Origin of the sequence: Candidatus Rhodobacter oscarellae, assembly GCF_001078595.1 — a bacterium.
In the GTDB taxonomy this organism is placed as follows: Bacteria; Pseudomonadota; Alphaproteobacteria; order Rhodobacterales; family Rhodobacteraceae; genus Rhodobacter_B; species Rhodobacter_B oscarellae.
Genome location: NZ_LFTY01000002.1, coordinates 498558 through 519640, shown reverse-complemented (window position 1 = coordinate 519640; position 21083 = coordinate 498558). Strand labels below are relative to the sequence as shown.

Below are 21083 nucleotides of genomic sequence, written 5' to 3'. Positions count from 1 at the left end.
TGCCCACCCTACGCTTGCTTAGATGGCCGCTCTGCGGACTTTAGCGCCATTTGGCCATCGGCCGCTTTTGATCCGCCCTTCAGCCTGTGGTTGTTCCTGTGGAACATACTGTGTTTGGCGACTTCACAGATCAGGAAAATATGAAAAGCTGTTCCTACCAACGCCCGCGCATCTGGTTGTTTAGTTCATCAAATACATTCTCTGCGAATTCAAAATTTAGATCGCTTTTACTATCGGACATCGAAACCGTCATTATAGCTTGTGTAAGATTTGAGTTGGCTAGCTCTACGCACCAAACAGAAGCATAAACCGAGCCGTCTCTCGAGGATCCATAAACGTAGTCATCATCGACAATTGCTTGAAATCCAATAATTCCGAAGGAGGCTTTAGCTGCTTCGACGCAAGTATAAACACCATATAGCGTATTCGTCCTGAAACCGGTAAACGACCTTGCGCTATCTGCTGATACTGAATGAGTTCCAAACACTAAAATCAGCAATGAAAATAATATTCGCATCTAAAGGAAATCTCCCTTATTGACTGTCAAATCCGCGTGCGGGTCGCCGTCATCGGGCGGCGGTCGGTCAAGATCGTTTGCACATCAGCAAAGAGCGTTAAACTATCTGCAACGCGTAGTGACAGTCATCTGAACAATGCCTGCGCCTGGGTTTTTTGATGCAACAATCATGTAGTAATTTCCTGGACCCACCTGCGTCTGTCGAGGTGGAATATTCGTACCAAGGTAAGATTTGACAATTTGAGAGTCATTCTCTGTCCTTAGAGAAAATTGCCACCTCCCCCCCGGCATAAACTGCTTTGGCCAATTCAAATCGACATTACAAAAACGGATTACACTGAACGGGTGCAATTCCTTGTTAGAGCCATTTGAGTCGATAAAGGTTTCTATAGTCAGGGTCTTGTTCGTCAGGTCAGGAAAATTGGTGTTGTTGCCCGTAATCGTGCCGGTTGGGTTAATGCCTCCAGTCGGCGTATCCGGAAATTTCGGTGCTAGGCATTCTAGCCATGCAAGAGCCACTTTTGACCTTTCAGTTTCCGGAAAAACCAACAGAAATTCGATTAGGTCAACATCGGTTCTGCCCGACAACCTCTGAATCTCTGATTCAGCATTTCTGCTTATCTCAATATCGTAGCCAAGAGCACACTGAGTTGCGATTTGACTAAAAGAGCCTTCTGCGTGCGCTAAAGGCGCAGAAAGCATCAAGCCGCACGCGAAGAAAGCTCTTTGAATTAGGTTACTTATCATTCTTTACTCCTGTCAAAATGACCACGACTGCGCCCAAAAGAGTTGAAAATGCTCCAAATGAAACTTTTAGCATGTCCAAGAAGACGTTGACTGCCGATCTTCGGATTTCTGGGTCTTCCTGTCCGCTAGCCCAAACAAGACCAACGGCCAGACCAACCATCAAGGCAAGATACAAAAGACCGATATAGAGAAAGTTCACCCGCATAAATTCCCCACAGCCTGAACCCATCCGCTCTATTGATCGTTAAATCCACGCGCACAAAACCGCCCCAAACCGGGGCATCCTGACACTCTGCTTGCTCAGAAGCTTTACCGATCACCTGTGATCTGTAAAGCCCACGATTTGCCCGCTTGGGTTGTAGCTCAGGCCGCGGGAAAATCTGATATGCCACTCGCTGCGCCGCATCTGAGGCACAAGTTGGGCTCAGAACAGCCATTGCGGAGGGTCCTTTTTAGACCAAATCGGAAGCGAAAGAGGCCGCCCGAACCAACGGGCGGCCTCTGGCTGTCGAATGGATGTCCGCTTAGCCGTCCGCTTTGGAGGCCTCGATCGAGATCATCACCTGGACCTCGTCGCTGACGAAGGGCGCGAACGCGCCGACGCCGAAATCGCTGCGCACCAATGTGGTGGTCGCGTCGAACCCGGCCCAGGGCGTCTTGGCCATCGGGTGGTCGCCGGACTGGTTCATCACCGCGTCCAGCACCACCGGCTTGGTCACGCCGTTCAGCGTCAGATCGCCGGTGATCTTGGCGGTGTTGTCGCCGGTGACCTCGATGCCGGTGGAGGCGAAGGTGACCATCTCATCCTCGGCGGCGTCAAAGAAGTCGGCCGAGAAGAGATGCGCGTCGCGCTTCTCCCAGCCCGTGAACATGGTCATCACCGGGAAGGACACGCTGACCGAGGAGGCCGCGGGGTTGGCCTGGTCGAACATGATCTCGCCGTCGAAGCCCGAGAACATACCCCAGGTGGTTGAGTAGCCCAGGTGGCTGTAGTTGAACACAATCTGGCTGTGGCTGGCGTCCAGCACATATTTCTCGGCCTCCGCAAAGGCAGGCGCCGCGGTGAGGGCGACCGCGGCGGCGAAAAGGATGGTCTTCATCGGATGACTCCAAGTTGAATAGGTTGCGCACATGTCATGTAGCGCCGCAGGCCGCGCAGCAACCCGACAAAGCCCCACATGAGCTGTTCGCAATTCAACACTTGGTGAGCTGGGCGGGCGCGCGGACCGTCCGCGCCGCCTGGCTAGGCCTTCTCGGGGCCCAGGACCGGGAAAACGCGCTGGGCGGCGCTCTCGGGCCGCGTTGCGTGAAAGCGGTGGCCGGCGATGCGCTCTTCCAACGGGCGCAGGTCCTGCATGAGCCGGTCATGCAGCGTCAGCAGCGTGGCCTCGTCGCCAACCGCGACGGGCACGACCTCTTCCTCGCCAACGATGCGAAGGCTGAGGGCGCGGAGGTCGCTTTGCGGGCGCGGGCTGCTTAGGAACAGCTCGGAGACATCCGTGAAGCGCGCGCTGGTGCGGATCCAGATCTCGCCCGAGGGCGTGCGCGCTGCCGAGCGCATCTCGCGCCGATTGGTGTCGACATGCAGCTCGGACCCGGCGCCGGAGCGGCGCAGCGTCACAAGCGCCAGGCCCGCGGCCACCAACAAGACCAGCGTGAGCGCAACATTGATCGCCACGGGCATATACGCCCCGGGCGCCCACCAGACCGCAACGATCGCGATGCCCAGCGCGGCCAGCGCCACCAGGCAGTTACGATCCTGCAACACGCTGCCATCGGCGCCGGGCTCGGACTTGATGATGTAGCCAAAGTTGGTCTCGCGCACCGCGATCACGCCCTTGCCGCTGGCGCTGTTCATTAGGGTCTGCCAAAGGAGGCCTAGTTTTGTCATGCCTGTCGCCGTTCAAACACCCACCGCCACTGGGATAGGCACAGAACATGTCCCGAATGCGGCCCCCGTGGTGCAATTTCGCGAAACCCTTGCGCCACGCGCGCGCCCGTGTATAAGGCGGCTTCCCTTCGCGACACGTTGCAACGGCGCAGCCTCTCGTGATCCGGCAGCGGAGGGCCACACCGCCGGGTCTTTGAAATGCGCTTTATATAAATGGAGATCGCATGCCGCTTTATGAGCATGTCATGATTGCGCGTCAGGACCTGTCCAACACGCAAGCCGAAAGCCTCGTCGAACATTTCAGCACCGTACTCTCGGATAACGGCGGCACCGTCGTCAACAGCGAGTACTGGGGCGTCAAGACGATGGCCTATAAGATCAACAAGAACCGCAAGGGGCATTACGCCTTCCTCAAGACCGACAGCCCGGCGCCCGCCATCCAAGAGATGGAGCGCCTGATGCGCCTTCATGAGGACGTGATGCGCGTGCTGACCATCAAGGTCGACGAGCATGCCGAGGGCCCCTCGATTCAGATGCAAAAACGTGACGAACGCGGCGACCGCCGCGAGCGCCGCTAATAGAAGGGAGCGCTAAGATATGGCTACCAAACCATTTTTCCGCCGCCGCAAGGTCTGCCCCTTCTCGGGCGACAACGCGCCGAAGATCGACTACAAAGACACCCGTCTGCTGCAGCGCTACATCTCTGAGCGCGGCAAGATCGTGCCTTCGCGCATCACCGCCGTCTCGGCCAAGAAGCAGCGCGAGCTGGCCCGTGCGATCAAGCGCGCCCGCTTCCTGGCCCTGCTGCCTTACGCCGTGAAATAGGAGGAAGACCCATGGACGTTATCCTTCTCGAACGCGTGGCCAAGCTGGGCCAGATGGGCGACGTGGTTTCCGTCAAGGAAGGCTACGCGCGCAACTTCCTGCTGCCGCAGAACAAGGCGCTGCGGGCCTCCCAGGCCAACATCGCCAACTTCGAGGCCCAGAAGGCGCAGCTTGAGGCGCGCAACCTGGAGAGCAAGAAAGAGGCCGAGGACATGGCCGGTCGCATCGACGGCCAGCAGTTCATCGTGATTCGTTCCGCCTCGGATGCGGGTTCGCTTTACGGCTCGGTCACGCCGCGTGACGCGGCAGAGGTGGCCACTGATGGCGGCTTTAGCGTTGACCGCAAGCAGGTCATCCTGACCGCGCCGATCAAAGAGCTGGGCCTGCATGACGTGATCGTGCGCCTGCACCCCGAGGTCGAGGCCGGCATTCAGCTGAACGTGGCCCGCTCTGAAGAGGAAGCCCAGCTGCAAGCCTCCGGCAAGTCCATCCAGGAGCTGGCCGCCGAGGAAGAGGCAGAGGCCGAGTTTGAGATCGCCGAGCTCTTCGACGACATCGGCAGCGCCGCCGCCGATGACGAGGATCTGATCTCGACCCCCGAAGGCAATTCCGACAGCGACGACCAGCCCGAGGTTGGCGGCGACGACGACTAAGCGCCTTTGCATACCAAGATCTAAGGGGCCGCCTTTTGGGCGGTCCCTTTTTTTATGGCCGGGGGCGGATTGCGGGCGGCGCGGCCTTCGGCCGGGCACCGCGCAGATTTAATACGCAATTCAGATGCGCATTATGCCGCATCCCCTTCCCATCACGCTCAGAGATACTATCTCCTTAATGAAAGGAGACGGTCCCATGACCCACATCGCTGATTACACTGCCATTGACCTTGACGCGCATACGCTCCCCCAGAACCTCTCTGACCGGATCGCGCTGCGCGTGGTGAAATTCATGCGCGTCTTCGCCGACGCCTTCTTTGCCAAACGCTATGGGCACCGCGCCGTCGTGCTGGAAACCGTGGCGGCCGTGCCGGGCATGGTGGGCGGGCTGCTGCAGCACCTTAAGGCGCTGCGCCGCATCCGCGATGACGAGGGCTGGGTGCGTGAGCTTCTGGACGAGGCCGAAAACGAGCGCATGCACCTGATGACCTTCATCCATGTGGCCCAGCCCACCTGGCTGGAGCGGATGCTGATCATGTGCGGCCAGGCGGTCTTTTTTAACCTCTACTTCTTCCTCTACCTCTTCGCCCCCAAGACCGCGCACCGCGTCGTGGGCTACCTGGAGGAGGAGGCGGTGATCAGCTACACGCAATACCTGAACGAGATCGACGCGGGGCGGCACCCGGACGTTGCGGCGCCGGAGATCGCCATCGAGTATTGGGACCTGCCCAAGACCGCAACTTTGCGGGACGTCGTGATCGCCGTGCGCGCCGACGAGGCCGGGCACCGCGACCGCAATCACGAGATGGCGGACGCCCTGGCCGCCTAGCCCCCGCAACGCCTGCGCAGGAACGGCCGCCGCCCGGCGGCCGTTACCGGTCCCAAGCACCGCCCAGGCCAGAGTTCCAATTTACCGCGACCATGCTAGACTACGCTCTACCGCGCCCGAATAACAGGAGAGCGGATGAGATCTGTTCGCTTACGCCTTTTGATCTTGGCGCTCTTGCCGCTGATCGTTTTGATGCCGCTTCTGCTGCTGCTGGGCGGGTCGCGCTGGACCGCGGATTACGACAAGGTGCTGATCGCCAATGTCGAAAGCGATCTGCGCATCGCGGAACAGTATCTCTTGCGGATCATGGAGGGCACCGGCACGGATCTGGGCTCGATGGCGTCATCGACCGACTTTGCCGACGCCCTTGACGGTGGAGAGACCGCGCGCGCCGAGTACCTGGACGCGCAGCGCAAGGCCCTGCAGCTTGATTTTCTGTACTACCTCCCCCGCCCCGCCGCGACCGGCTCCGCCCATTGGCCCGTTATCGCGCGCGCGCTTGGCGGCGACGGGAGCACCGAGATCGACATCTTCTCGGCGCAGGACATGGCCGCGCTGCCCGGGGATCTGTCGGCAAGGGCGCGCTTTGACCTGATCGACACGCCCAACGCCGTGCCCACAAACCGCATCGTCGAGGACCGCGGCATGGTGGTGCACTCTGCCAGCCCGATCGACATCGAGGGCCATGACGGGGTGGTCGTAGGCGGCATCCTTTTGAACCGCAACCTGCAGTTCATCGATACGATCAACGCGCTGGTCTATCTCAACGCGGTCACCGGGGGCGAGCGGCAGGGCACGGCGACCCTGTTCCTTGAGGACGTGCGCGTGTCCACCAATGTGCGCCTGTTCGAGGGCGGGCGGGCGCTTGGCACGCGGGTCTCGGCGGTGGTGCGGCAGGCGGTGCTGGATGAGGGGCAGACCTGGCTGGCGCGGGCCTTTGTGGTCAATGACTGGTACATCTCGGGGTACCTGCCGCTGGTGGACAGCCATGGCGCGCGGGTGGGCATGCTCTATGTGGGCTTTCTGGAGGCGCCCTTCACCGCGGCCAAGCGCGCCGCGGTGACCTGGATGCTGGCGGCGTTCCTGGCGGTGCTGGCGATCTCGGCGCCGCTGTTTTTGTGGCTGGCCAAGGGCATCTTCTCGCCGCTTGAGCGGATGACGCACACGATGAACAAGGTCGAGGCCGGGGACCTGTCGGCCCGCAACGGCAAGGTCGGATCGCGTGATGAGATCGGCCAGGTGGCGGCGCATCTGGACGAGCTGCTGGACCAAGTCCAGGACCGCGACCGCGAGCTGAACGCCCGGGTCGAAGAGCGCACCGCAGAGCTGCGCGCCGCCAACGCCAAACTGGAGACCACGTTCAAGCAGCTCGTGATGTCCGAGAAACTCGCCTCGATCGGCGAGATCACCGCCGGCGTGGCGCATGAGATCAACAACCCCGTGGCGGTGATCCAGGGCAATGTCGACGTGATCCGCGAAGAGCTGGGCCCCGCCGCGGAGCCGGTGAAGACAGAACTGGGATTGATCGACCGGCAGGTCATGCGCATCGGGGCCATCGTGGGCAAGCTGCTGCAATTCGCCCGCCCGGGCGAGTATTCGGGCTTTGACGAGACGGTCTCGATGTCCGCGGTGCTCGCAGATTGCCTGGTGCTGGTCGATCACGTGCTCTCGCGCAAGGAGATCGAGGTCAGAAGCGCGCTGCCTGAGGTGCCGGTCGTGCGCATAGATCCCGGCGAGATGCAGCAGGTGGTCATCAACCTGCTCGTCAACGCCACGCAGGCCATGGGCGACGCCGGCGTCTTGTCGCTGCGTGTTGGCCCCGAGATGCGCGACGGCCTGCCAGGCGTGGCCCTGTCGGTCCAGGACACCGGGCCCGGCATTCCCGAGGGCAAGCTCGCGACGGTGTTCGACCCGTTCTACACCACCAAGCTTGGCGAGGGCACGGGGCTGGGGCTGTCCATCAGCCAGACCCTGATCCAAAACGCTGGCGGGTTGATTTCGGTGACCAACGGGCAGGACGGCGGGGCCATATTCGTCGTTTGGTTGCCCGAGGCGAAGGCCGAAGAAACGGCGGCGGCGTAGCTGCGCCGGAATAGGCCACAGGGTTTATCGAAACATTAAACCCCCATTAACCACCCGCGCGCTAATCTCAGCCCGTCTCACTGCAGAGACGCGCAAACCCGAAAGGTCTCAATAAACCCACATGTTGCAGCGCAGCCTACATCCCCAACTTGGCCGCTTGGAGCTGCAAGAAACTTTGGTTTCTTAATCGTTTCTTAGCCACCCGGGCGGAACAATAGGGGTGGGTGGTCGGGGGAATTAAGCCAGGGGTTAACAGAACGTTAAGAACCTCGGAATTCCACGCCCAACCCCCTGAAAAATAACTATACTTCGCCCCCGCCCCAACTGGCGAACTTCCGATCAACGGTTTTGCGGGACACGCCCAGCCGCCGCGCGGCCTCGGCCCGGTTGCCACCACAGCGATCCAATACATGCATAATGTGGCGCTGCGTGACCAATTCCAGATTCTCCACAGCCTGATCGCCGGTGATCCGGCCGTGGCCCTCAAATTCCGGCGGGAAGGCCCCCAGAATAACCGAGCGTTCGATCAGATTGCGCAACTCGCGCACATTGCCCGGCCAGTCATAGCGGCGCAAACGCAGCAAGGTCTCTTCATCCAAATCGAGCGCAGGCATGCCCAGCGCCTTGGCGAATTGGCGCATGAAGAGCGTTGCAAGTTCGACGATATCCTCGGCGCGATCCCGCAATAGAGGCATCTCGACATTCACCACATTCATCCGGTGATAGAGATCAGCGCGGAACCGCCCCTCTTCCACCGCGCGCGGCAAATTGTCATTGGTCGCGAACATCATGCGCAAATTCAACGGGATCTCGCGCTCGCCGCCCACTGGCCTTATGCGTTGATCCTCAAGAACCCGCAGCAGGGACGCCTGAAACGCGTCCGGCATCTGCGCCACCTCGTCCAACAAAAGCGTGCCGCCATCCGCCAGCAGGAACAGCCCTGACCGGCGATGATCCCCCTCCTCGACCACACCGAACAGATCGCGCGCGATTTGGTCCGCGGAAATCGCGGCGCAATTGACCGCAACAAAGGGCTGGTCCGCGCGCGGCGACATTGCGTGCAGCATGCGCGCGGCCACTTCCTTGCCGCTGCCGCTGGCACCGGTAAAAAGCACAGGCGTCGGCAAGGGCGCCAGCTTGCCCAGCATGTCGCGCACCGACACCAGGGCCTCTGAGCTTCCGATCAACGAGCCCCGCGCCGGATCAATCGACAATTCATGGCGCAGCAATGTGTTGTCGCGGCGCAGATTGGTCCGGTCCAGGGTCCGAGACACCGCGTTCAGGATCTGATTGGCGCGAAACGGTTTGAGCACGAAATCACTCACTCCGGCCCGCAGCGCCTCGATTGCCGTCTCTAGATCCGCGTAGGCGGTGATCAGGATCGTGTCGGCAAAAAAGCCCAACCGCTTCTGCTCGATCACCCATTCCAGCCCGGTCTTCTTGGGCATGATGTTGTCGAGGATGACCAGATCGAACTGGGCCTCGTCAAGATGGCGCGAGGCCTCGTCGGGCGAGGCCGCCTGCTCGACCCGTTTGGCCCTGGGCCCCAGAATCTTCATCAGGAAGTTGCGCATGCCCGGCTCGTCATCGATCACAAGGATCGAGGCCTGGCTAAGCGCGGGTCCGTATTCATCGCCCGTGATGTTATGGGCTTTGTTCATTCCAGGCGCACCGCAGATCCCGCGCTGCGATCCTGCGACGAGAACCCGATCTCTTGCATCCCGAAATGCGCCGCCACGCCGATCAAGACGATCGCGGCAAAACCTGCGAGCATGGCTCTCATGTCTCTAGTCTCCCTTCGTTGCGGTTTTTAGGAACGCGACCAGATCGGCGCGATCCGACGGCTTTGCGATCACCTGCATCGGCATTTTAGAGCCGGGGATGTAGTGATCTGGGCCGATATCGAACAGCGCGTCAATGGTGGTCTCGTCCCAAACAATCTCGGACCCGTCCAGGATCGCCGAGTAGCGATAGCCCGGCACCGTGCCGGCGCGACGCCCAAACACCGCGTGCAGCGTCGGGCCCGCCTTGCGCGAGGGTCCTGGTTCCAGCGCGTGGCAGATCGAGCATTTGCGCATGAACTGCCGCTCGCCATTGGGCATGCTCGCCGCGTCGCGCAGGAAGCTGCGCGCGTCGCCCCCCGCCGGGTCGTATTGGTCCAACAGCGCCACCGGCCAAGCATAGATCACGTCGTCGATCCCGCCCACATGGATGATGGCCCCGTCATTCGAGAACGCCAGCGCCCAGACCGGCCCCTTGCGCATAGCACGGAAGTCCCGCGTGATCTTCCAGGCCGCCGTGTCGATCATCATGATATAGCCATGCCCGTCGCCCACGGCGAGCTGGCCGGTGTCGGCGTGGTAGTCCATCGCCAGGATCGGTCGCCTGTCGAGGGTGAAATCCGCGATCTGCTGCCCGTCGTGGTCGATCACCCGCGTGGCCCCGTCCACCGCGCCATATGCGGTCCAGTCTTCGGTGACCACAATCTCGTTGATGCCGAACCCGTGCTTGACCAGCACGCGAGAGGTCGTGCCCGTCTCTGGCCCCTCCCAAACCCGGATCGTCCCGTCCGAGGAGGCGGAGTAAAGCGTGCCATTGGGTGCGAATCCGACCGAGGTCACGTTAGAGCGATGGCCAAGAAGTTCGAATGTTCTGAAGTCGAGCGGTACCGGCATATCGTTCGTCGCCAGAAACTTGACGACATAATGAAGCTGAATCGATCCATCCCAACTGGCGGACGCAATCCGGTCACTGGTGGCATCGACGGCAATTCCGCCGATCTTGCCTTTGTGTTTCGTGATCTCAAGCGGTGTTTCCAGCTCTGGGTGCAAAAGCAAGACGCGAAAGTCGTCGCCACCGGACAGGACGGCAGGTGCTTGGGAGGCATCTAACGCGGTCACCGCAGCGTCATGGCCCTCTAGCCAAACAGGCCCCGGCCAGAGCCCCACCGAATTGTCAAAACTGGCCGAGGCAAGCCGCCCGTCCGGCGAGACATCTAGCGCCATGATCGGGCCTCCATGGCCTTTATAGGTGGTGAACTCCTCTGCCCTGACGGGCGTCCTCGTCAGGGGCAAGATCATCGCGATCGCGACCAAAATCGCGACCCATCGCCCCAAAGCACCGGAAAGCCTGGCACCTGTTCGGGAAATCTTCACCGAATCGCCCCAGGATTGAGGGCGGTAGGGAGGGGGTAACTCTGACACCGCGTTAATCAAATGTTTACTCTGCGGGCGTGGCATCAGAGGGCGCGGTTTTGCCCGTCGCGGCCTCCTTGGCCTTCACCTCTTCTAGCCACAGCGAATGGTGCTGATGCGCCCAGGCCTCGTCGACCTCGCCCGAGCCCATGGCGTCAATCGCGCCCTCCATCCCCAGGGTCCCGATATAGATATGCGCGATGATGATCGCCATCAGCACGAAGGCTACGATGGCGTGCCAGGCCTGGGCGAATTGCATCTCTTCCTGCGGGCTCAGCCGCTCTGGGAAGGGCGCCATGCCGACCCATTCGTTCATGCCCCATTGGTTCATGATCGCGAAGGTCTTGGCGAACATCGGCATCTCGAAGGGGAACAAGAGCGACAGGCCGGAGGCGCTGATCGAGGCGCCCAGGATGATCACCGACCAGAAGATGACCTTTTGGCCCGCGTTGAACTTCTTGGCGGGCGGGTGCTTCTTGCCGACGATCCCGCCAAACTGCGCGATCCATTTCAGGTCGTGGCGCGAGGGAAAGTTGTGCACCACCCAGAAGACGAAGACCATCACCAGCGCCAGCATGAACGCCCAGGCCACGTTGTTATGGATCACCTTGGACCAGGTGAGCAGGAGCGAGTTGAAATCCTTGCCCATGTAAGGCGCGATGAACTTGCGCCCCATCAGCACCACCAGCCCCGTCACCCCCAAGAGGATGAACGACCCCGCCAGCAGCCAATGGGCAAAGCGCTCTACCGCGTTGAACCGCACCACCAGGCGCCCCGTGGCGGGCGCGTCGACGCGGATGCGCCCGCGGGCCAGAAAGAACAGCGCCAGAAGCCCGATCATGCCCAGAAGCAGATAGCCGCCATAGGTGAGCAGCGGGCCCTGGCGGAACTGGTACCAGGCCATGCCGCCGTCCTGGACCAGGACCTTGGCGACGTCCCCCCCGGAGGACACGGTTACATCCGCCTCGCCATAGCGAAGCGCGCGCCACAGATCGGGGTCAGAAGCGCCACCCAGCGTGCCAAGCTGCCCGGCGATCCCCGCCGCGCTGTCAGGGTCGCCGAATTGGCGCCGAAACTCTGTATCCACCCTCTCGCCGCGCTGTCGGGCCAGGATGTCCTCCAGCGTCTGCGCCCCGCCGGTGGCGGAGCGGTCGATCTCGACAGGTGGGGCACCGGCCTCTTGCGCCAAGGACACCGGCGCGAGCCCTAGAATAACAACAAAGGCCAAAATTACTCTCAGCATATCCTGTTCCTCCTAAAGCCGCACCGGTGCGCGGCGCTAATTGCTGATCTCGATCAGCTGGATGGTGAAGTTCAGCACTTCATTGGGGCCGATATCCGCGCCCGCGCCGCGGGCGCCATAGGCGATCTCGGACGGGATCCAGACCTCCCAGGTCGCGCCGGGGCGCATCAGCTGCAGGGCCTCCTGCCAGCCCGGGATCACGCCCTTGACGGGGAAGGTTGCCGGTGCGCCGCGCTCGACGGAGCTGTCAAAGACGGTGCCGTCCAGCAGCCGCCCGGTATAGTGCACGGTGACCATCTGTTCGGAGTTGGGCGGCTCGCCCTCGCCGGCCTCGCTGATGAGGTATTGCAGACCGCTTTCGGTGACGACAACACCCGCGCGGTCCTTGTTCTCTTGCAGAAAGCTCTGCCCCTCTTCGATTGCCAGCTGACCGCGCGCCTCCCGCACGGCATCCTGCTGGGCCTGCAGCTCTTGCATCGCGGCCTGGATTTCCTCGACCGTGACGGGCAAATCCTTGCCCTCGATCTCTTCGGCGATGCCAAGGGCGAGTTTTTCGAGATCGAGCTCAAAGATGTCCTGCTGCAGCAGGCTGGCGCCGATGCGGCGCCCGATGGCATAGCTGGCGATTTCCTGTGCGCTGTCCAGCGCGGGGCCCTCTTGTTGGGCCAGCGCCGGGGCCGCGAGGGCCAAGGGCAAAGCGGTGGCGCAGAGCGCCAGGGCGGGGAGGAGACGTGTCATAGACGACCTTTCTGGTGTGCGTGTCGGTTTACCAATTTGTCTCTATCGCCCTCTGCTGCCGAGGCAAACAGTCGCTGCGCAGTCCAAACGTTCACGTGATCGCAGGAGGGGCGGCAAACGCCGCCTCTCCATGTCTTTTGAAGGGACGGTGCGTGGAGACCACGCACCCTACCCCTTAGCCGCCCTTCTGGTCATAGGCCGTGCCCCAGCCCCAGGCGCCCGAGCCGAAGCCCCGGGCCACCACGCGCTCGCGGTAGATCGCCGACACGATGTCGCCGTCCCCCGCCAGCAGGGCCTTGGTCGAGCACATCTCGGCACAGATCGGAAGCTTGCCCTCGGCGATCCGGTTGCGCCCATATTTGGCGAACTCGGCCGTCGAGTGGGTCTCTTCCGGACCACCGGCGCAGAAGGTGCACTTGTCCATCTTGCCGCGGCTGCCGAAATTGCCCGCCTGCGGGAACTGCGGCGCGCCAAACGGGCACGCGTAGAAGCAGTAGCCGCAGCCGATGCACAGATCCTTCGAGTGCAGCACGACCCCTTCCTCGTTCTGATAGAAGCAGTCGACCGGGCACACCGCCATGCAGGGCGCGTCCGAGCAATGCATGCACGCCACCGAGATGGACCGCTCACCAGGCTTGCCGTCAGCGATCGTCACCACGCGTCGGCGGTTGATCCCCCAGGGCACCTCGTGCTCGTTCTTACAGGCGGTGACACAGGCGTTGCATTCGATGCAGCGCTCGGCGTCACATAGGAATTTAGCTCTCGCCATCTTTCTTCCTCCTTACGCTGCTGAGATTTTGCAGAGAGTCGCTTTCGTCTCTTGCATCTGCGTGACCGAGTCATAGCCATAGGTCTGAGCGGTGTTGGTGCTCTCGCCTAGGACATACGGATCCGCCCCGTCGGGGTATTTGGACCGCTGGTCTTCGCCCTGGAAATGGCCGCCGAAGTGGAAGGGCATGAAGGCGACGCCTTCCCCCACCCGCTCGGTCACCATCGCCATGACCTTGACCTTGCCGCCCTCGGGCCCTTCGACCCAGACCTGCGCACCATCGCGCACGCCCAGATTGTTGGCGTCCCTTGGGTGGATCTCGACGAACATGTCCTGCTGAAGCTCAGCCAGCCACGGGTTCGAGCGCGTCTCGTCCCCGCCGCCTTCGTACTCCACCAGGCGCCCCGATGTGAGAATGATCGGGTAGTCCTTTGAGAAGTCCTGCTTTTGGATCGACTCGTAGAGCGTCGGAAGACGGTAGTGTGTCGTCCGGTCCGCATAGGTCGGGTAGTCCTCGACCAGATCGCGACGGTTGGTGTAGAGCGGCTCGCGGTGCAGCGGCACCGGATCCGGGAAGGTCCACACCACAGCCCGAGCCTTGGCGTTCCCGAAGGGCGCGCACTCGTGCTGGATCGCGACCCGCTGGATGCCGCCCGAGAGGTCGGTCTTCCAGTTGGTCTTGGGCCCGGCCACCGCGTCGATGGCGGTGCGTTCCGCGTCCGTGAGGTCCGCGTCCCACCCCAGGTCCATCAGCATCTGCATGGTGAATTCCGGATACCCGTCCTGGATCTCCGAATTCACCGAGTAGACGCCCTCGGCCAAGAGGTTGTCGCCGTCCCGCTCCACGCCAAAGCGCGCCCGGAAGGTGAGACCACCCTCGGAGACCGGCTTGGACATGTCATAGAGGTTCGGCGTGCCCGGGTGGCCCATCTCGGCGGTGCCCCAGCTTGGCCATGGCAGGCCGTAGTAATCGCCATCCGCCGGACCACCGATCGCCTGCAGCGTCGTGCGGTCGAACGTGTGCTGGTTCTCCATGTGCAGCTTCAGCCGCTCCGGAGACTGGCCGGTATAGCCGATCGTCCACATGCCGCGGTTGATCTCGCGCAGCGTATCCTCGGAGTTCGGCGTGATGCCGTCATCCTCGAGCGCGATGTTGCGGAAGAACCGGTCATGCCAGCCGAACTTCTGCGCGAAGAGGCCGATGATCTCCTGGTCGGGCTTGGACTCGAACAGCGGATCAATGACCTTCTCGCGCCACTGGATCGACCGGTTTGACGCGGTCACCGAGCCCTGGGTCTCGAACTGGGTCGAGGCCGGCAGCAGGTAGACCCCATCGGTGCGGTCATGCAGCACCGCCGAGACCGTCGGGAAGGGGTCGACGACAACCAGCATGTCGAGCTGCTCCATCGCCGTCTTCATCTCGGTCATGCGGGTCTGCGAGTTCGGCGCGTGGCCCCAAAGCACCATGGCCCGCACCTTGGCAGGCTGGTCCATGTTATCGGGATCCTCCAACACGCCATCGATCCAGCGCGAGACAGGGATGCCGCTGAGGTTCATCAGCTTCTTTTCCTTGCCGTCCACGCCGGTGGTCGTGTCGAACTGGCCCTGCAGCCACTCCAGGTCCTCGCCCCAGACGCGCGCCCAATGGGCCCAGCTGCCCGCAGACAGGCCGTAATAGCCCGGCAAGGTGTGCGAGAGGACGCCAAGGTCCGTCGCGCCCTGCACGTTGTCATGGCCGCGGAAGATGTTGGTGCCGCCACCAGAGGTGCCCATGTTGCCCAGCGCCAGCTGCAGCACGCAATAGGCCCGCGTGTTGTTGTTGCCGTTGGTGTGCTGGGTGCCACCCATGCACCAGATCACGGTGCCGGGGCGGTTGTTGGCCATGGTGCGCGCCACGCGGCGCAGCTGCGAGCCCGGGGTGCCGGTCACGCGCTCGACCTCCTCGGGGTTCCACTTGGCGACCTCTTCCTTGATCTGGTCCATCCCCCAGACGCGGGTGCGGATGAACTCTTTGTCCTCCCAGCCGTTCTCGAAGATGTGCCAAAGGATGCCCCAGATCAGCGCCACGTCAGAGCCGGGGCGGAAGCGGACATACTCGTCGGCATGGGCCGCGGTGCGCGTAAAGCGCGGGTCGCAGACGATCAGCGGCGCGTTGTTCTGCTCTTTCGCGCGCAGGACATGCAACAGCGAGACCGGGTGCGCCTCGGCGGGGTTGCCGCCGATGATGAAGATGGCCTTGGAGTTGTGGATGTCGTTGTAGCTGTTCGTCATGGCGCCGTAGCCCCATGTGTTCGCCACGCCGGCCACGGTCGTCGAGTGACAGATCCGCGCCTGGTGATCCACGTTATTGGTGCCCCAATAGGCGGCGAACTTGCGGAACAGGTAGGCCTGCTCGTTGTTATGCTTCGCCGAGCCGAGCCAGTAGACGCTGTCCGGGCCGCTCTCGTCCCGGATCTGCATCATGCCGTCGCCGATCTCGTCGATCGCCTGCTCCCAGCTGATGCGCTTCCACTCGCCATTCTCCTTTTTCATCGGATATTTGAGGCGGCGCTCGCCATGGGCGTGCTCGCGGACGGCGGCCCCCTTGGCGCAATGGGCGCCGAGGTTGAACGGGCTGTCCCAGCCCGGTTCCTGGCCCACCCAGACGCCGCTGGCGACCTCGGCGATGACCGTGCAGCCCACCGAGCAATGCGTACACACAGATTTCTTTAGATCCACGGCGCCCCGGATGGCCGCGCCCTGCGCGTCCGCCTGCTGCACCGTGCCGCCGGTTGCGGCGATTGCGGCCAGGCCACCAATGGCCAGGCCTGACCCGCGCAAAAAGGCGCGCCGGTCAACCGAGGCATTTGCCGCCTCGGACAGGATCGAAGTCCGCTGGGGGCGTCTCGCAACCCCGTTGGTCTTTTTCCTAAGCATTTCAGTACCTCCCTTGCTTGCGTAGCCCTCCTCCGGGCTTTGCTCGCTTGGTTCTCCCTATTTTGACATCAAGCGCCTGGGCGTCACGCAACCGTTTGCTCTTTGCCGCTCTGCCGCGTCCCCGTGGGGGCGCCTGCGGTTTTTGTGGGGGGCCGAAATCTTTAAAAGATTTCGTCGCGGAATTCTTGAAGAATTCCGCCCCCGTCGCGCTAGAATTTCGCCGACGCGTAGTAGGCGCGGGTGTGCAGCGTGTCCTGCATCGTCTCCGATGACAGGTCAGGCTCCTGCGCCTCCGCTTGCGTACCCGACGCCACCGCCACCGCTGCCAGCGGCGCCGTGGTTCCGGCGATCTTCAGAAAGTCGCGGCGCGTGGCACCATCTTCTTTCTTCGACATGTGAGCTCCTTTCGTCCCACTGGTTCCGGCGGTTGCCCGCCGCTTTGATGCGCGGCGTTAATCCGCGCGGCTCATCCGAAAGGCCTCGGCCTCGATCTCCATAAACGCCCGGCCGACCGTGCCGACCGAGGCGTAAAAGACCGAGTTCTTGGCGCCCTCGAGATCCGAATAGAAATGCCCCGCCCAGGGGGCGATATGGGCGTTAAAGAACGTCTTCTGCGTCGCAACAGGCTCCGGCGTGCCAAAGCGCCCAACGATCATTGCCGCCATCATCTCCATCAGGCTGGCGATGTTGTCCTCGGGCTCAAACACCGTGTCGGAGCGCTCCAGCCCGCGCGCCGACATGTCCTGGCGCAGCGTGGCGAGCGGTTTCTCGTTGAGGAACCCGGTGAGGTAGTAGCTGGCATAGGGCAGCAATTCGCCCCGACCCAGCCCGATGAAGAGCTTGTTGAACTCGCTCTCGACCGCCTTGGGTTTGCTGATCTTGGCAAGCTTGGCCAGCGTGGCGATCCCCTGGCCCAGATCGGTCGCATCCCCGGACAGGCCCGCGGTCTGGTCCAGAATGATCTCGTCCGGCGGCGCTGACAGCAACAGCCCCAGAAAATTGTAGAGATCGGCGCGCAGCCGGTCCTCTTGGGCGATCTGCGGCGCGTCGGCCAAGGCGTTCATGCGGCCCCCTCTGTCTCAAAGCTGAATTGCATGCGGCGTCTCGTGGGCGCGGCGGCATGCGGCGCATCATCGAGCCCTTGCGGGCCCTCTTCGGCAGGCGCGGCCGCTTCCTGGACTTGATCTGGGATCACGTCCTCCGACGCTTCCAGGGCGAGAGACTCGGCATCGGCGTCCGGCGCGGCATCGTCCCCACCTGCCTCGGCCAGTGCTTCGGCCTCGGCCTCTGCCTCGGCTTTGCGGGCCATCGCCTCAACATGGGCCAGCATCCCCTTGCCGACCTGATAGGCGGTCTGAAGGTTCTCCACGACCATGGCCGCATCTGTGAAGTCCTGGCCGTAATCCACCAGCCCGTCGAGATTGGCCAGCACCGGGTTCACCCGCCAGAGCCGGCGCAGCGCGCGGTTCTTGAGACGGGCGGGCACCGCATCGCCAAGGAAGCCCTTGAAGTCATCGCCCTCCACGAGACTGTCGGGATCCGGCAAGCCTAGTTCTTCGAGCAGCTCCGCGTCGGTCTTTTCCTCTTGGAGCGCCGCCTCCTCTGCCCTCAGGGCATCCTCGGCCTGTTGCGCCTCGGCGGCCTCTTCCGCGGCCACCGCCGCGCGGCGTTTGCTCCACACGTCCATCATTGCAGCCGCACCTTCCGCGCCGAGCCCGGCGCGCGGTAGACATCCGCGGTCTGCGAGATGCGGGCATCGCCGATCCCGTCCTCGACCAGGTCCACGCGCGTCTTGTCGCGCTTGCGCTTCACAAAGGCCTCGTCCTGGTGGAACGCTTCGACGAAGTCCCAAATCCAGGCGCGCAGCCCCGGCGGCATGGGGATCTTCTCGACGATCTCTTCGCCGCTATCGGTGTAGTCCTGCGCCTCGTAGGGCGAGGCCGTGACCGTCACCACCTCTAGAGGGCAGTCGCCCTCGGCCCCATCACGCAGGATCACATAGATGCTTGGTGTCTCGGAATGGAGCCCGTGCAGGTAGGCCTCGGTCTCGGCGCCGTGCAGCTCGAGCACCGGCGTGGCGGCGTGGTATTCCACTGCCTCGCCCTCGCGGCGCAGCTCGCGCCAATCGGCGGGCCCCGCGCCCGGCAGCACCGCCGAGGCCGTCCAGGAATAGCGCTGCCACCGGGTTACCCCCGGGGCGCGACGCAGGACGATGCCCAGCGGCAAGCTCCGATGCTCCCTTGGATTGCGGATCAACGATGTCTCCTCCTGGGGGTACTGTGCGGCACCGGCCTTGTTTCGCAAAACAAGAAGTGCAGTTTTCCGGCTCTCGCGGACCGGACCGGACAAATTGGGGCGCCACCGGGTGGTCACCGAGAACCGGTGGACGAATTGTCTATCTCGACCAAAATACTTGGTTAACCGCGCCAGCAGTCTGGCGCGAATCACCGCCCCGAAATTCCCGCGCAAAGCGCCGAACGCGCCGCCACATCGGCGCCGGAAATTGGTTGTCGCGCCATCCCTTTCGTGTCTAGCTAGACCTTAGAGAGCCAGCGTCGGCCCCGTCGCAGACGCCAGCAGGGGACACAGATAATCATGCCTAAGTCTTTGATAACATGCAGTTGCGCAGGCAGCCTGGACATCGACACAGAGCGCCTCTCACAGGCAACCGGGCTGGACGTCACCGCCATGGGCGAGACGCTCTGCATGCGCCAGATCAGCCGCCTGGAGGAGGCCGTCCAAGACGAGGACGCAATTATTTGCTGCACCCAAGAGGCCCGCCGCTTCACGGCCCTGGCCGAGGAGTTCGATGCGCCCCCACCGGCGGTGCTTGACCTACGCGACAGGGCTGGGTGGACCGCTGACGAGGGCGATCTGATACCCAAAATGTCCGCCCTGGCCGCCGAAGCCGTGCTGCCCCTGCCCGGCGAGAAGACCGTGGATATCACCTCGGAGGGGATCTGCCTGATCCTGGGACCCTACGAGGTCGCAACCTCTGCCGCCGAGCAGCTCAAGGACCTGCTGAATGTAACCGTGGTGATCGGCCCGGATGATCCCTTCCCGGACACGCGGGCCTATGACGCCGTCGTGGGCACCGGGATGAAGGCCAGCGGCACATTCGGCGCCTTTGAGGTGCGGTTTGACCGCGTCGGCCTGGCGTTCTTGCCGGGCGATGGCCCGTTTGAGGCCGATGTTTCCCGCCCCGACGCGCGCTCGGCCTGCGATATCATCCTGGATCTGACCGGAAGCACGCCGCTCTTCCCGCCGCATCGCGAGGGATACCTGCGCGCCGACCCAAAGCACCCGCCCTCGGTCTTTCAGGCCATCCTGGAGGCCAGCCATTTGACCGGCACCTTCGAGCAGCCGCTTTACGTCAAGACCGAGCCGCTGCTCTGCGCCCATTCCCGCGCCGAGCAGACCGGCTGCACGCGCTGCCTGGACCTCTGCCCCACCGGCGCGATCACGCCAAACGGCGATTACGTCAAAGTCGATCCGCTGGTCTGCGCGGGGTGCGGGGCTTGCTCGGCGGTGTGCCCCTCGGGCGCGATCAGCTATGACGCGCCGCCGGTGGACTTCACCATGCGCCGGGTGCAAACGCTGGCCAAGGCCTACCAAGACGCCGGTGGCAGCGCCCCCCGCCTGCTGGTGCATGACGCGCATGGGGCCGAAATGATCCGGCTCGCCGCGCGGCACGGGCGCGGCCTGCCCGCCGATGTGATCCCGCTAGAGATGGGTACGCTGGGCGGTTTTGGCCATGCCGAGATCGTGGCCGCCTTGGCCGCGGGCTTTGCGTCGGTCACGATGGCCCCCGGCCCAGAGACCGACCGCGCCGCAATGCAGGCGCAAATCGACCTGGCAAGCGCCCTGGGTGGCGCGGTCTCAACCTTCGACGAGGCCGACCCGGACGCGCTGTCCGACATGCTCTTTGCTGAGGCGGCGCCCACCCCGGTGGCCACGCCCGTCCGCCCCATGGGCACGCGCCGCCAGATCACCCGCGCCGCGACCAAGGCGCTGAACCCAGAGGCCGAGGCCGTCGCCCTGCCCGAGGGCGCGCCCTACGGCGCCGTCCTGGTCAACACAGAGGCCTGCACGCTGTGCCTAAGCTGCGTCTCGCTCTGCCCGTCCGGCGCGCTTGGCGACAACCCCGACCTGCCGCAGCTGCGTTTTCAGGAGGATGCCTGCCTACAATGCGGGCTCTGCGCCAGTGTTTGCCCCGAGGATGCAATCGCTTACGAGCCGCGGTTGAACCTAAACGACGCGGCGCTCAGCCAGCAGGTGCTGAACGAAGAGGAACCCTTCGCCTGCGTTGAATGCGGCACGCTCTTTGGGTCGAAATCGACCATCGAACGGATCACCGAGAAGCTGAAGGGCCACTCCATGTTCGCCGATCCCGAGCGGCTGCGCATGATCCAGATGTGCGACAATTGCCGCGTCAACGCGCAGTATCACAGCACCGATAACCCCTTTGCGGGCGGCGAGCGCCCGAGGGTGCGCACAACGGATGACTATCTGTCAAAGCGGCGGGACCACTGAGGGATGCATGAGGATTTGGGGATAGGCACGCGCCCCATCCGCGCCATGGCCATGGCCATTCGCTCGGCAGCGCTCGGCCAGAACCTGATGAACTCTGGCGAATTAGCTGTATCTTCACCGAATCGCCAAACAATAAAGGGTGGTAG

The 21083-nt window shown here is 63.0% G+C and carries 22 protein-coding genes; 6 read left to right on the top strand and 16 right to left on the bottom strand.

The features are described 5' to 3' along the window. Nucleotides 1-154: 154 nt before the first annotated feature. The 5 genes from AIOL_RS24915 to AIOL_RS07535 form a co-directional block, all read right to left on the bottom strand. Nucleotides 155-517, bottom strand: coding sequence for a hypothetical protein (locus AIOL_RS24915; protein WP_152912422.1), 363 nt, complete (start codon nt 515-517; stop codon nt 155-157). A 102-nt stretch (nt 518-619) separates the two neighbouring features. Then, entirely contained in the window at nt 620-1264 is a 645-nt protein-coding gene (locus AIOL_RS24910; protein WP_152912421.1) for a hypothetical protein, read from the bottom strand. After that, a complete protein-coding gene (locus tag AIOL_RS24905; protein ID WP_152912420.1) occupies nt 1254-1463 on the bottom strand; it encodes a hypothetical protein in 210 nt (69 codons plus the stop codon). The genes AIOL_RS24910 and AIOL_RS24905 overlap by 11 nt, the downstream gene beginning before the upstream one ends. A gap of 325 nt (nt 1464-1788) precedes the next feature. After that, the gene (locus tag AIOL_RS07540) at nt 1789-2364 is read right to left on the bottom strand and encodes a YceI family protein (RefSeq protein ID WP_049642422.1); all 576 of its coding nucleotides are present in this window, start codon (nt 2362-2364) and stop codon (nt 1789-1791) included. A gap of 143 nt (nt 2365-2507) precedes the next feature. Further along, nucleotides 2508-3155, bottom strand: a complete 648-nt coding sequence (locus AIOL_RS07535) for a hypothetical protein (RefSeq protein ID WP_152912419.1) — start codon at nt 3153-3155, stop codon at nt 2508-2510. 224 nt (nt 3156-3379) lie between these two features. Between AIOL_RS07535 and rpsF the strand changes: the two genes are divergently transcribed. The 5 genes from rpsF to AIOL_RS07510 all read left to right on the top strand — a co-directional run bounded on the left by rpsF (nt 3380) and on the right by AIOL_RS07510 (nt 7544). Then, on the top strand, nt 3380-3733 hold the full coding sequence (gene rpsF, locus AIOL_RS07530) for a 30S ribosomal protein S6 (RefSeq protein ID WP_049642420.1): 354 nt from the start codon (nt 3380-3382) through the stop codon (nt 3731-3733). A gap of 19 nt (nt 3734-3752) precedes the next feature. After that, the gene (gene rpsR, locus AIOL_RS07525) at nt 3753-3980 is read left to right on the top strand and encodes a 30S ribosomal protein S18 (RefSeq protein ID WP_013961325.1); all 228 of its coding nucleotides are present in this window, start codon (nt 3753-3755) and stop codon (nt 3978-3980) included. 11 nt (nt 3981-3991) lie between these two features. After that, nucleotides 3992-4633, top strand: coding sequence for a 50S ribosomal protein L9 (gene rplI, locus AIOL_RS07520; RefSeq protein WP_049642419.1), 642 nt, complete (start codon nt 3992-3994; stop codon nt 4631-4633). A 196-nt stretch (nt 4634-4829) separates the two neighbouring features. Further along, nucleotides 4830-5462, top strand: a complete 633-nt coding sequence (locus AIOL_RS07515; RefSeq protein ID WP_049642418.1) for an alternative oxidase — start codon at nt 4830-4832, stop codon at nt 5460-5462. Between the two features lie 135 nt (nt 5463-5597). Continuing rightward, the gene (locus AIOL_RS07510; protein WP_049642417.1) at nt 5598-7544 is read left to right on the top strand and encodes a sensor histidine kinase; all 1947 of its coding nucleotides are present in this window, start codon (nt 5598-5600) and stop codon (nt 7542-7544) included. A 302-nt stretch (nt 7545-7846) separates the two neighbouring features. Here the strand turns inward: AIOL_RS07510 and AIOL_RS07505 are convergent, their stop codons facing one another. The 11 genes from AIOL_RS07505 to AIOL_RS07460 all read right to left on the bottom strand — a co-directional run bounded on the left by AIOL_RS07505 (nt 7847) and on the right by AIOL_RS07460 (nt 18630). Next, nucleotides 7847-9205 (bottom strand): sigma-54-dependent transcriptional regulator, encoded by a 1359-nt coding sequence (locus tag AIOL_RS07505; RefSeq protein ID WP_049642416.1) that lies wholly within the window; start codon nt 9203-9205, stop codon nt 7847-7849. Next, entirely contained in the window at nt 9202-9327 is a 126-nt protein-coding gene (locus tag AIOL_RS26110; RefSeq protein ID WP_268760185.1) for a hypothetical protein, read from the bottom strand. The genes AIOL_RS07505 and AIOL_RS26110 overlap by 4 nt, the downstream gene beginning before the upstream one ends. A 4-nt stretch (nt 9328-9331) precedes the next feature. Next, on the bottom strand, nt 9332-10624 hold the full coding sequence (locus tag AIOL_RS07500) for a c-type cytochrome (RefSeq protein ID WP_049645316.1): 1293 nt from the start codon (nt 10622-10624) through the stop codon (nt 9332-9334). Between the two features lie 139 nt (nt 10625-10763). Continuing rightward, entirely contained in the window at nt 10764-11981 is a 1218-nt protein-coding gene (locus tag AIOL_RS07495) for a formate dehydrogenase subunit gamma (RefSeq protein WP_049642415.1), read from the bottom strand. A gap of 36 nt (nt 11982-12017) precedes the next feature. Then, entirely contained in the window at nt 12018-12719 is a 702-nt protein-coding gene (locus AIOL_RS07490; protein ID WP_082152468.1) for an FKBP-type peptidyl-prolyl cis-trans isomerase, read from the bottom strand. A gap of 175 nt (nt 12720-12894) precedes the next feature. Further along, nucleotides 12895-13488 carry a formate dehydrogenase FDH3 subunit beta gene (gene fdh3B, locus AIOL_RS07485; RefSeq protein WP_049642414.1) on the bottom strand — a complete coding sequence of 198 codons (594 nt, stop codon included), beginning with the start codon at nt 13486-13488 and terminating at the stop codon, nt 12895-12897. A gap of 12 nt (nt 13489-13500) precedes the next feature. After that, nucleotides 13501-16404 (bottom strand): formate dehydrogenase subunit alpha, encoded by a 2904-nt coding sequence (locus tag AIOL_RS07480; protein ID WP_049642413.1) that lies wholly within the window; start codon nt 16402-16404, stop codon nt 13501-13503. A gap of 209 nt (nt 16405-16613) precedes the next feature. Continuing rightward, the gene (locus AIOL_RS07475) at nt 16614-16799 is read right to left on the bottom strand and encodes a twin-arginine translocation pathway signal protein (RefSeq protein WP_049642412.1); all 186 of its coding nucleotides are present in this window, start codon (nt 16797-16799) and stop codon (nt 16614-16616) included. 57 nt (nt 16800-16856) lie between these two features. Continuing rightward, the gene (locus tag AIOL_RS07470) at nt 16857-17468 is read right to left on the bottom strand and encodes a TorD/DmsD family molecular chaperone (RefSeq protein ID WP_049642411.1); all 612 of its coding nucleotides are present in this window, start codon (nt 17466-17468) and stop codon (nt 16857-16859) included. Then, on the bottom strand, nt 17465-18094 hold the full coding sequence (locus AIOL_RS07465) for a DUF3306 domain-containing protein (protein WP_326973085.1): 630 nt from the start codon (nt 18092-18094) through the stop codon (nt 17465-17467). The genes AIOL_RS07470 and AIOL_RS07465 overlap by 4 nt, the downstream gene beginning before the upstream one ends. After that, entirely contained in the window at nt 18091-18630 is a 540-nt protein-coding gene (locus tag AIOL_RS07460; protein WP_049642410.1) for a DUF3305 domain-containing protein, read from the bottom strand. The genes AIOL_RS07465 and AIOL_RS07460 overlap by 4 nt, the downstream gene beginning before the upstream one ends. Nucleotides 18631-18999: 369 nt before the next feature. Between AIOL_RS07460 and AIOL_RS07455 the strand changes: the two genes are divergently transcribed. Next, nucleotides 19000-20937 (top strand): 4Fe-4S binding protein, encoded by a 1938-nt coding sequence (locus AIOL_RS07455; protein ID WP_049642409.1) that lies wholly within the window; start codon nt 19000-19002, stop codon nt 20935-20937. Nucleotides 20938-21083 lie beyond the last annotated feature (146 nt).

Bases quoted from the DNA above. Each gene is read 5' to 3' on its own strand.
- rplI (WP_049642419.1), top strand. From the start codon at position 3,992: ATGGACGTTATCCTTCTCGAACGCGTGGCCAAGCTGGGCCAGATGGGC.
- AIOL_RS07455 (WP_049642409.1), top strand. From the start codon at position 19,000: ATGCCTAAGTCTTTGATAACATGCAGTTGCGCAGGCAGCCTGGACATC.
- AIOL_RS24910 (WP_152912421.1), bottom strand. From the start codon at position 1,264: ATGATAAGTAACCTAATTCAAAGAGCTTTCTTCGCGTGCGGCTTGATG.
- AIOL_RS07470 (WP_049642411.1), bottom strand. From the start codon at position 17,468: ATGAACGCCTTGGCCGACGCGCCGCAGATCGCCCAAGAGGACCGGCTG.
- AIOL_RS07465 (WP_326973085.1), bottom strand. From the start codon at position 18,094: ATGATGGACGTGTGGAGCAAACGCCGCGCGGCGGTGGCCGCGGAAGAG.
- AIOL_RS07515 (WP_049642418.1), top strand. From the start codon at position 4,830: ATGACCCACATCGCTGATTACACTGCCATTGACCTTGACGCGCATACG.
- AIOL_RS07535 (WP_152912419.1), bottom strand. From the start codon at position 3,155: ATGACAAAACTAGGCCTCCTTTGGCAGACCCTAATGAACAGCGCCAGC.
- AIOL_RS07475 (WP_049642412.1), bottom strand. From the start codon at position 16,799: ATGTCGAAGAAAGAAGATGGTGCCACGCGCCGCGACTTTCTGAAGATC.
- AIOL_RS26110 (WP_268760185.1), bottom strand. From the start codon at position 9,327: ATGAGAGCCATGCTCGCAGGTTTTGCCGCGATCGTCTTGATCGGCGTG.
- rpsR (WP_013961325.1), top strand. From the start codon at position 3,753: ATGGCTACCAAACCATTTTTCCGCCGCCGCAAGGTCTGCCCCTTCTCG.
- AIOL_RS07500 (WP_049645316.1), bottom strand. From the start codon at position 10,624: ATGATCTTGCCCCTGACGAGGACGCCCGTCAGGGCAGAGGAGTTCACC.
- AIOL_RS07505 (WP_049642416.1), bottom strand. From the start codon at position 9,205: ATGAACAAAGCCCATAACATCACGGGCGATGAATACGGACCCGCGCTT.
- AIOL_RS07480 (WP_049642413.1), bottom strand. From the start codon at position 16,404: ATGCTTAGGAAAAAGACCAACGGGGTTGCGAGACGCCCCCAGCGGACT.
- AIOL_RS07510 (WP_049642417.1), top strand. From the start codon at position 5,598: ATGAGATCTGTTCGCTTACGCCTTTTGATCTTGGCGCTCTTGCCGCTG.
- AIOL_RS07490 (WP_082152468.1), bottom strand. From the start codon at position 12,719: ATGACACGTCTCCTCCCCGCCCTGGCGCTCTGCGCCACCGCTTTGCCC.
- AIOL_RS24915 (WP_152912422.1), bottom strand. From the start codon at position 517: ATGCGAATATTATTTTCATTGCTGATTTTAGTGTTTGGAACTCATTCA.
- rpsF (WP_049642420.1), top strand. From the start codon at position 3,380: ATGCCGCTTTATGAGCATGTCATGATTGCGCGTCAGGACCTGTCCAAC.
- AIOL_RS07540 (WP_049642422.1), bottom strand. From the start codon at position 2,364: ATGAAGACCATCCTTTTCGCCGCCGCGGTCGCCCTCACCGCGGCGCCT.
- AIOL_RS07495 (WP_049642415.1), bottom strand. From the start codon at position 11,981: ATGCTGAGAGTAATTTTGGCCTTTGTTGTTATTCTAGGGCTCGCGCCG.
- fdh3B (WP_049642414.1), bottom strand. From the start codon at position 13,488: ATGGCGAGAGCTAAATTCCTATGTGACGCCGAGCGCTGCATCGAATGC.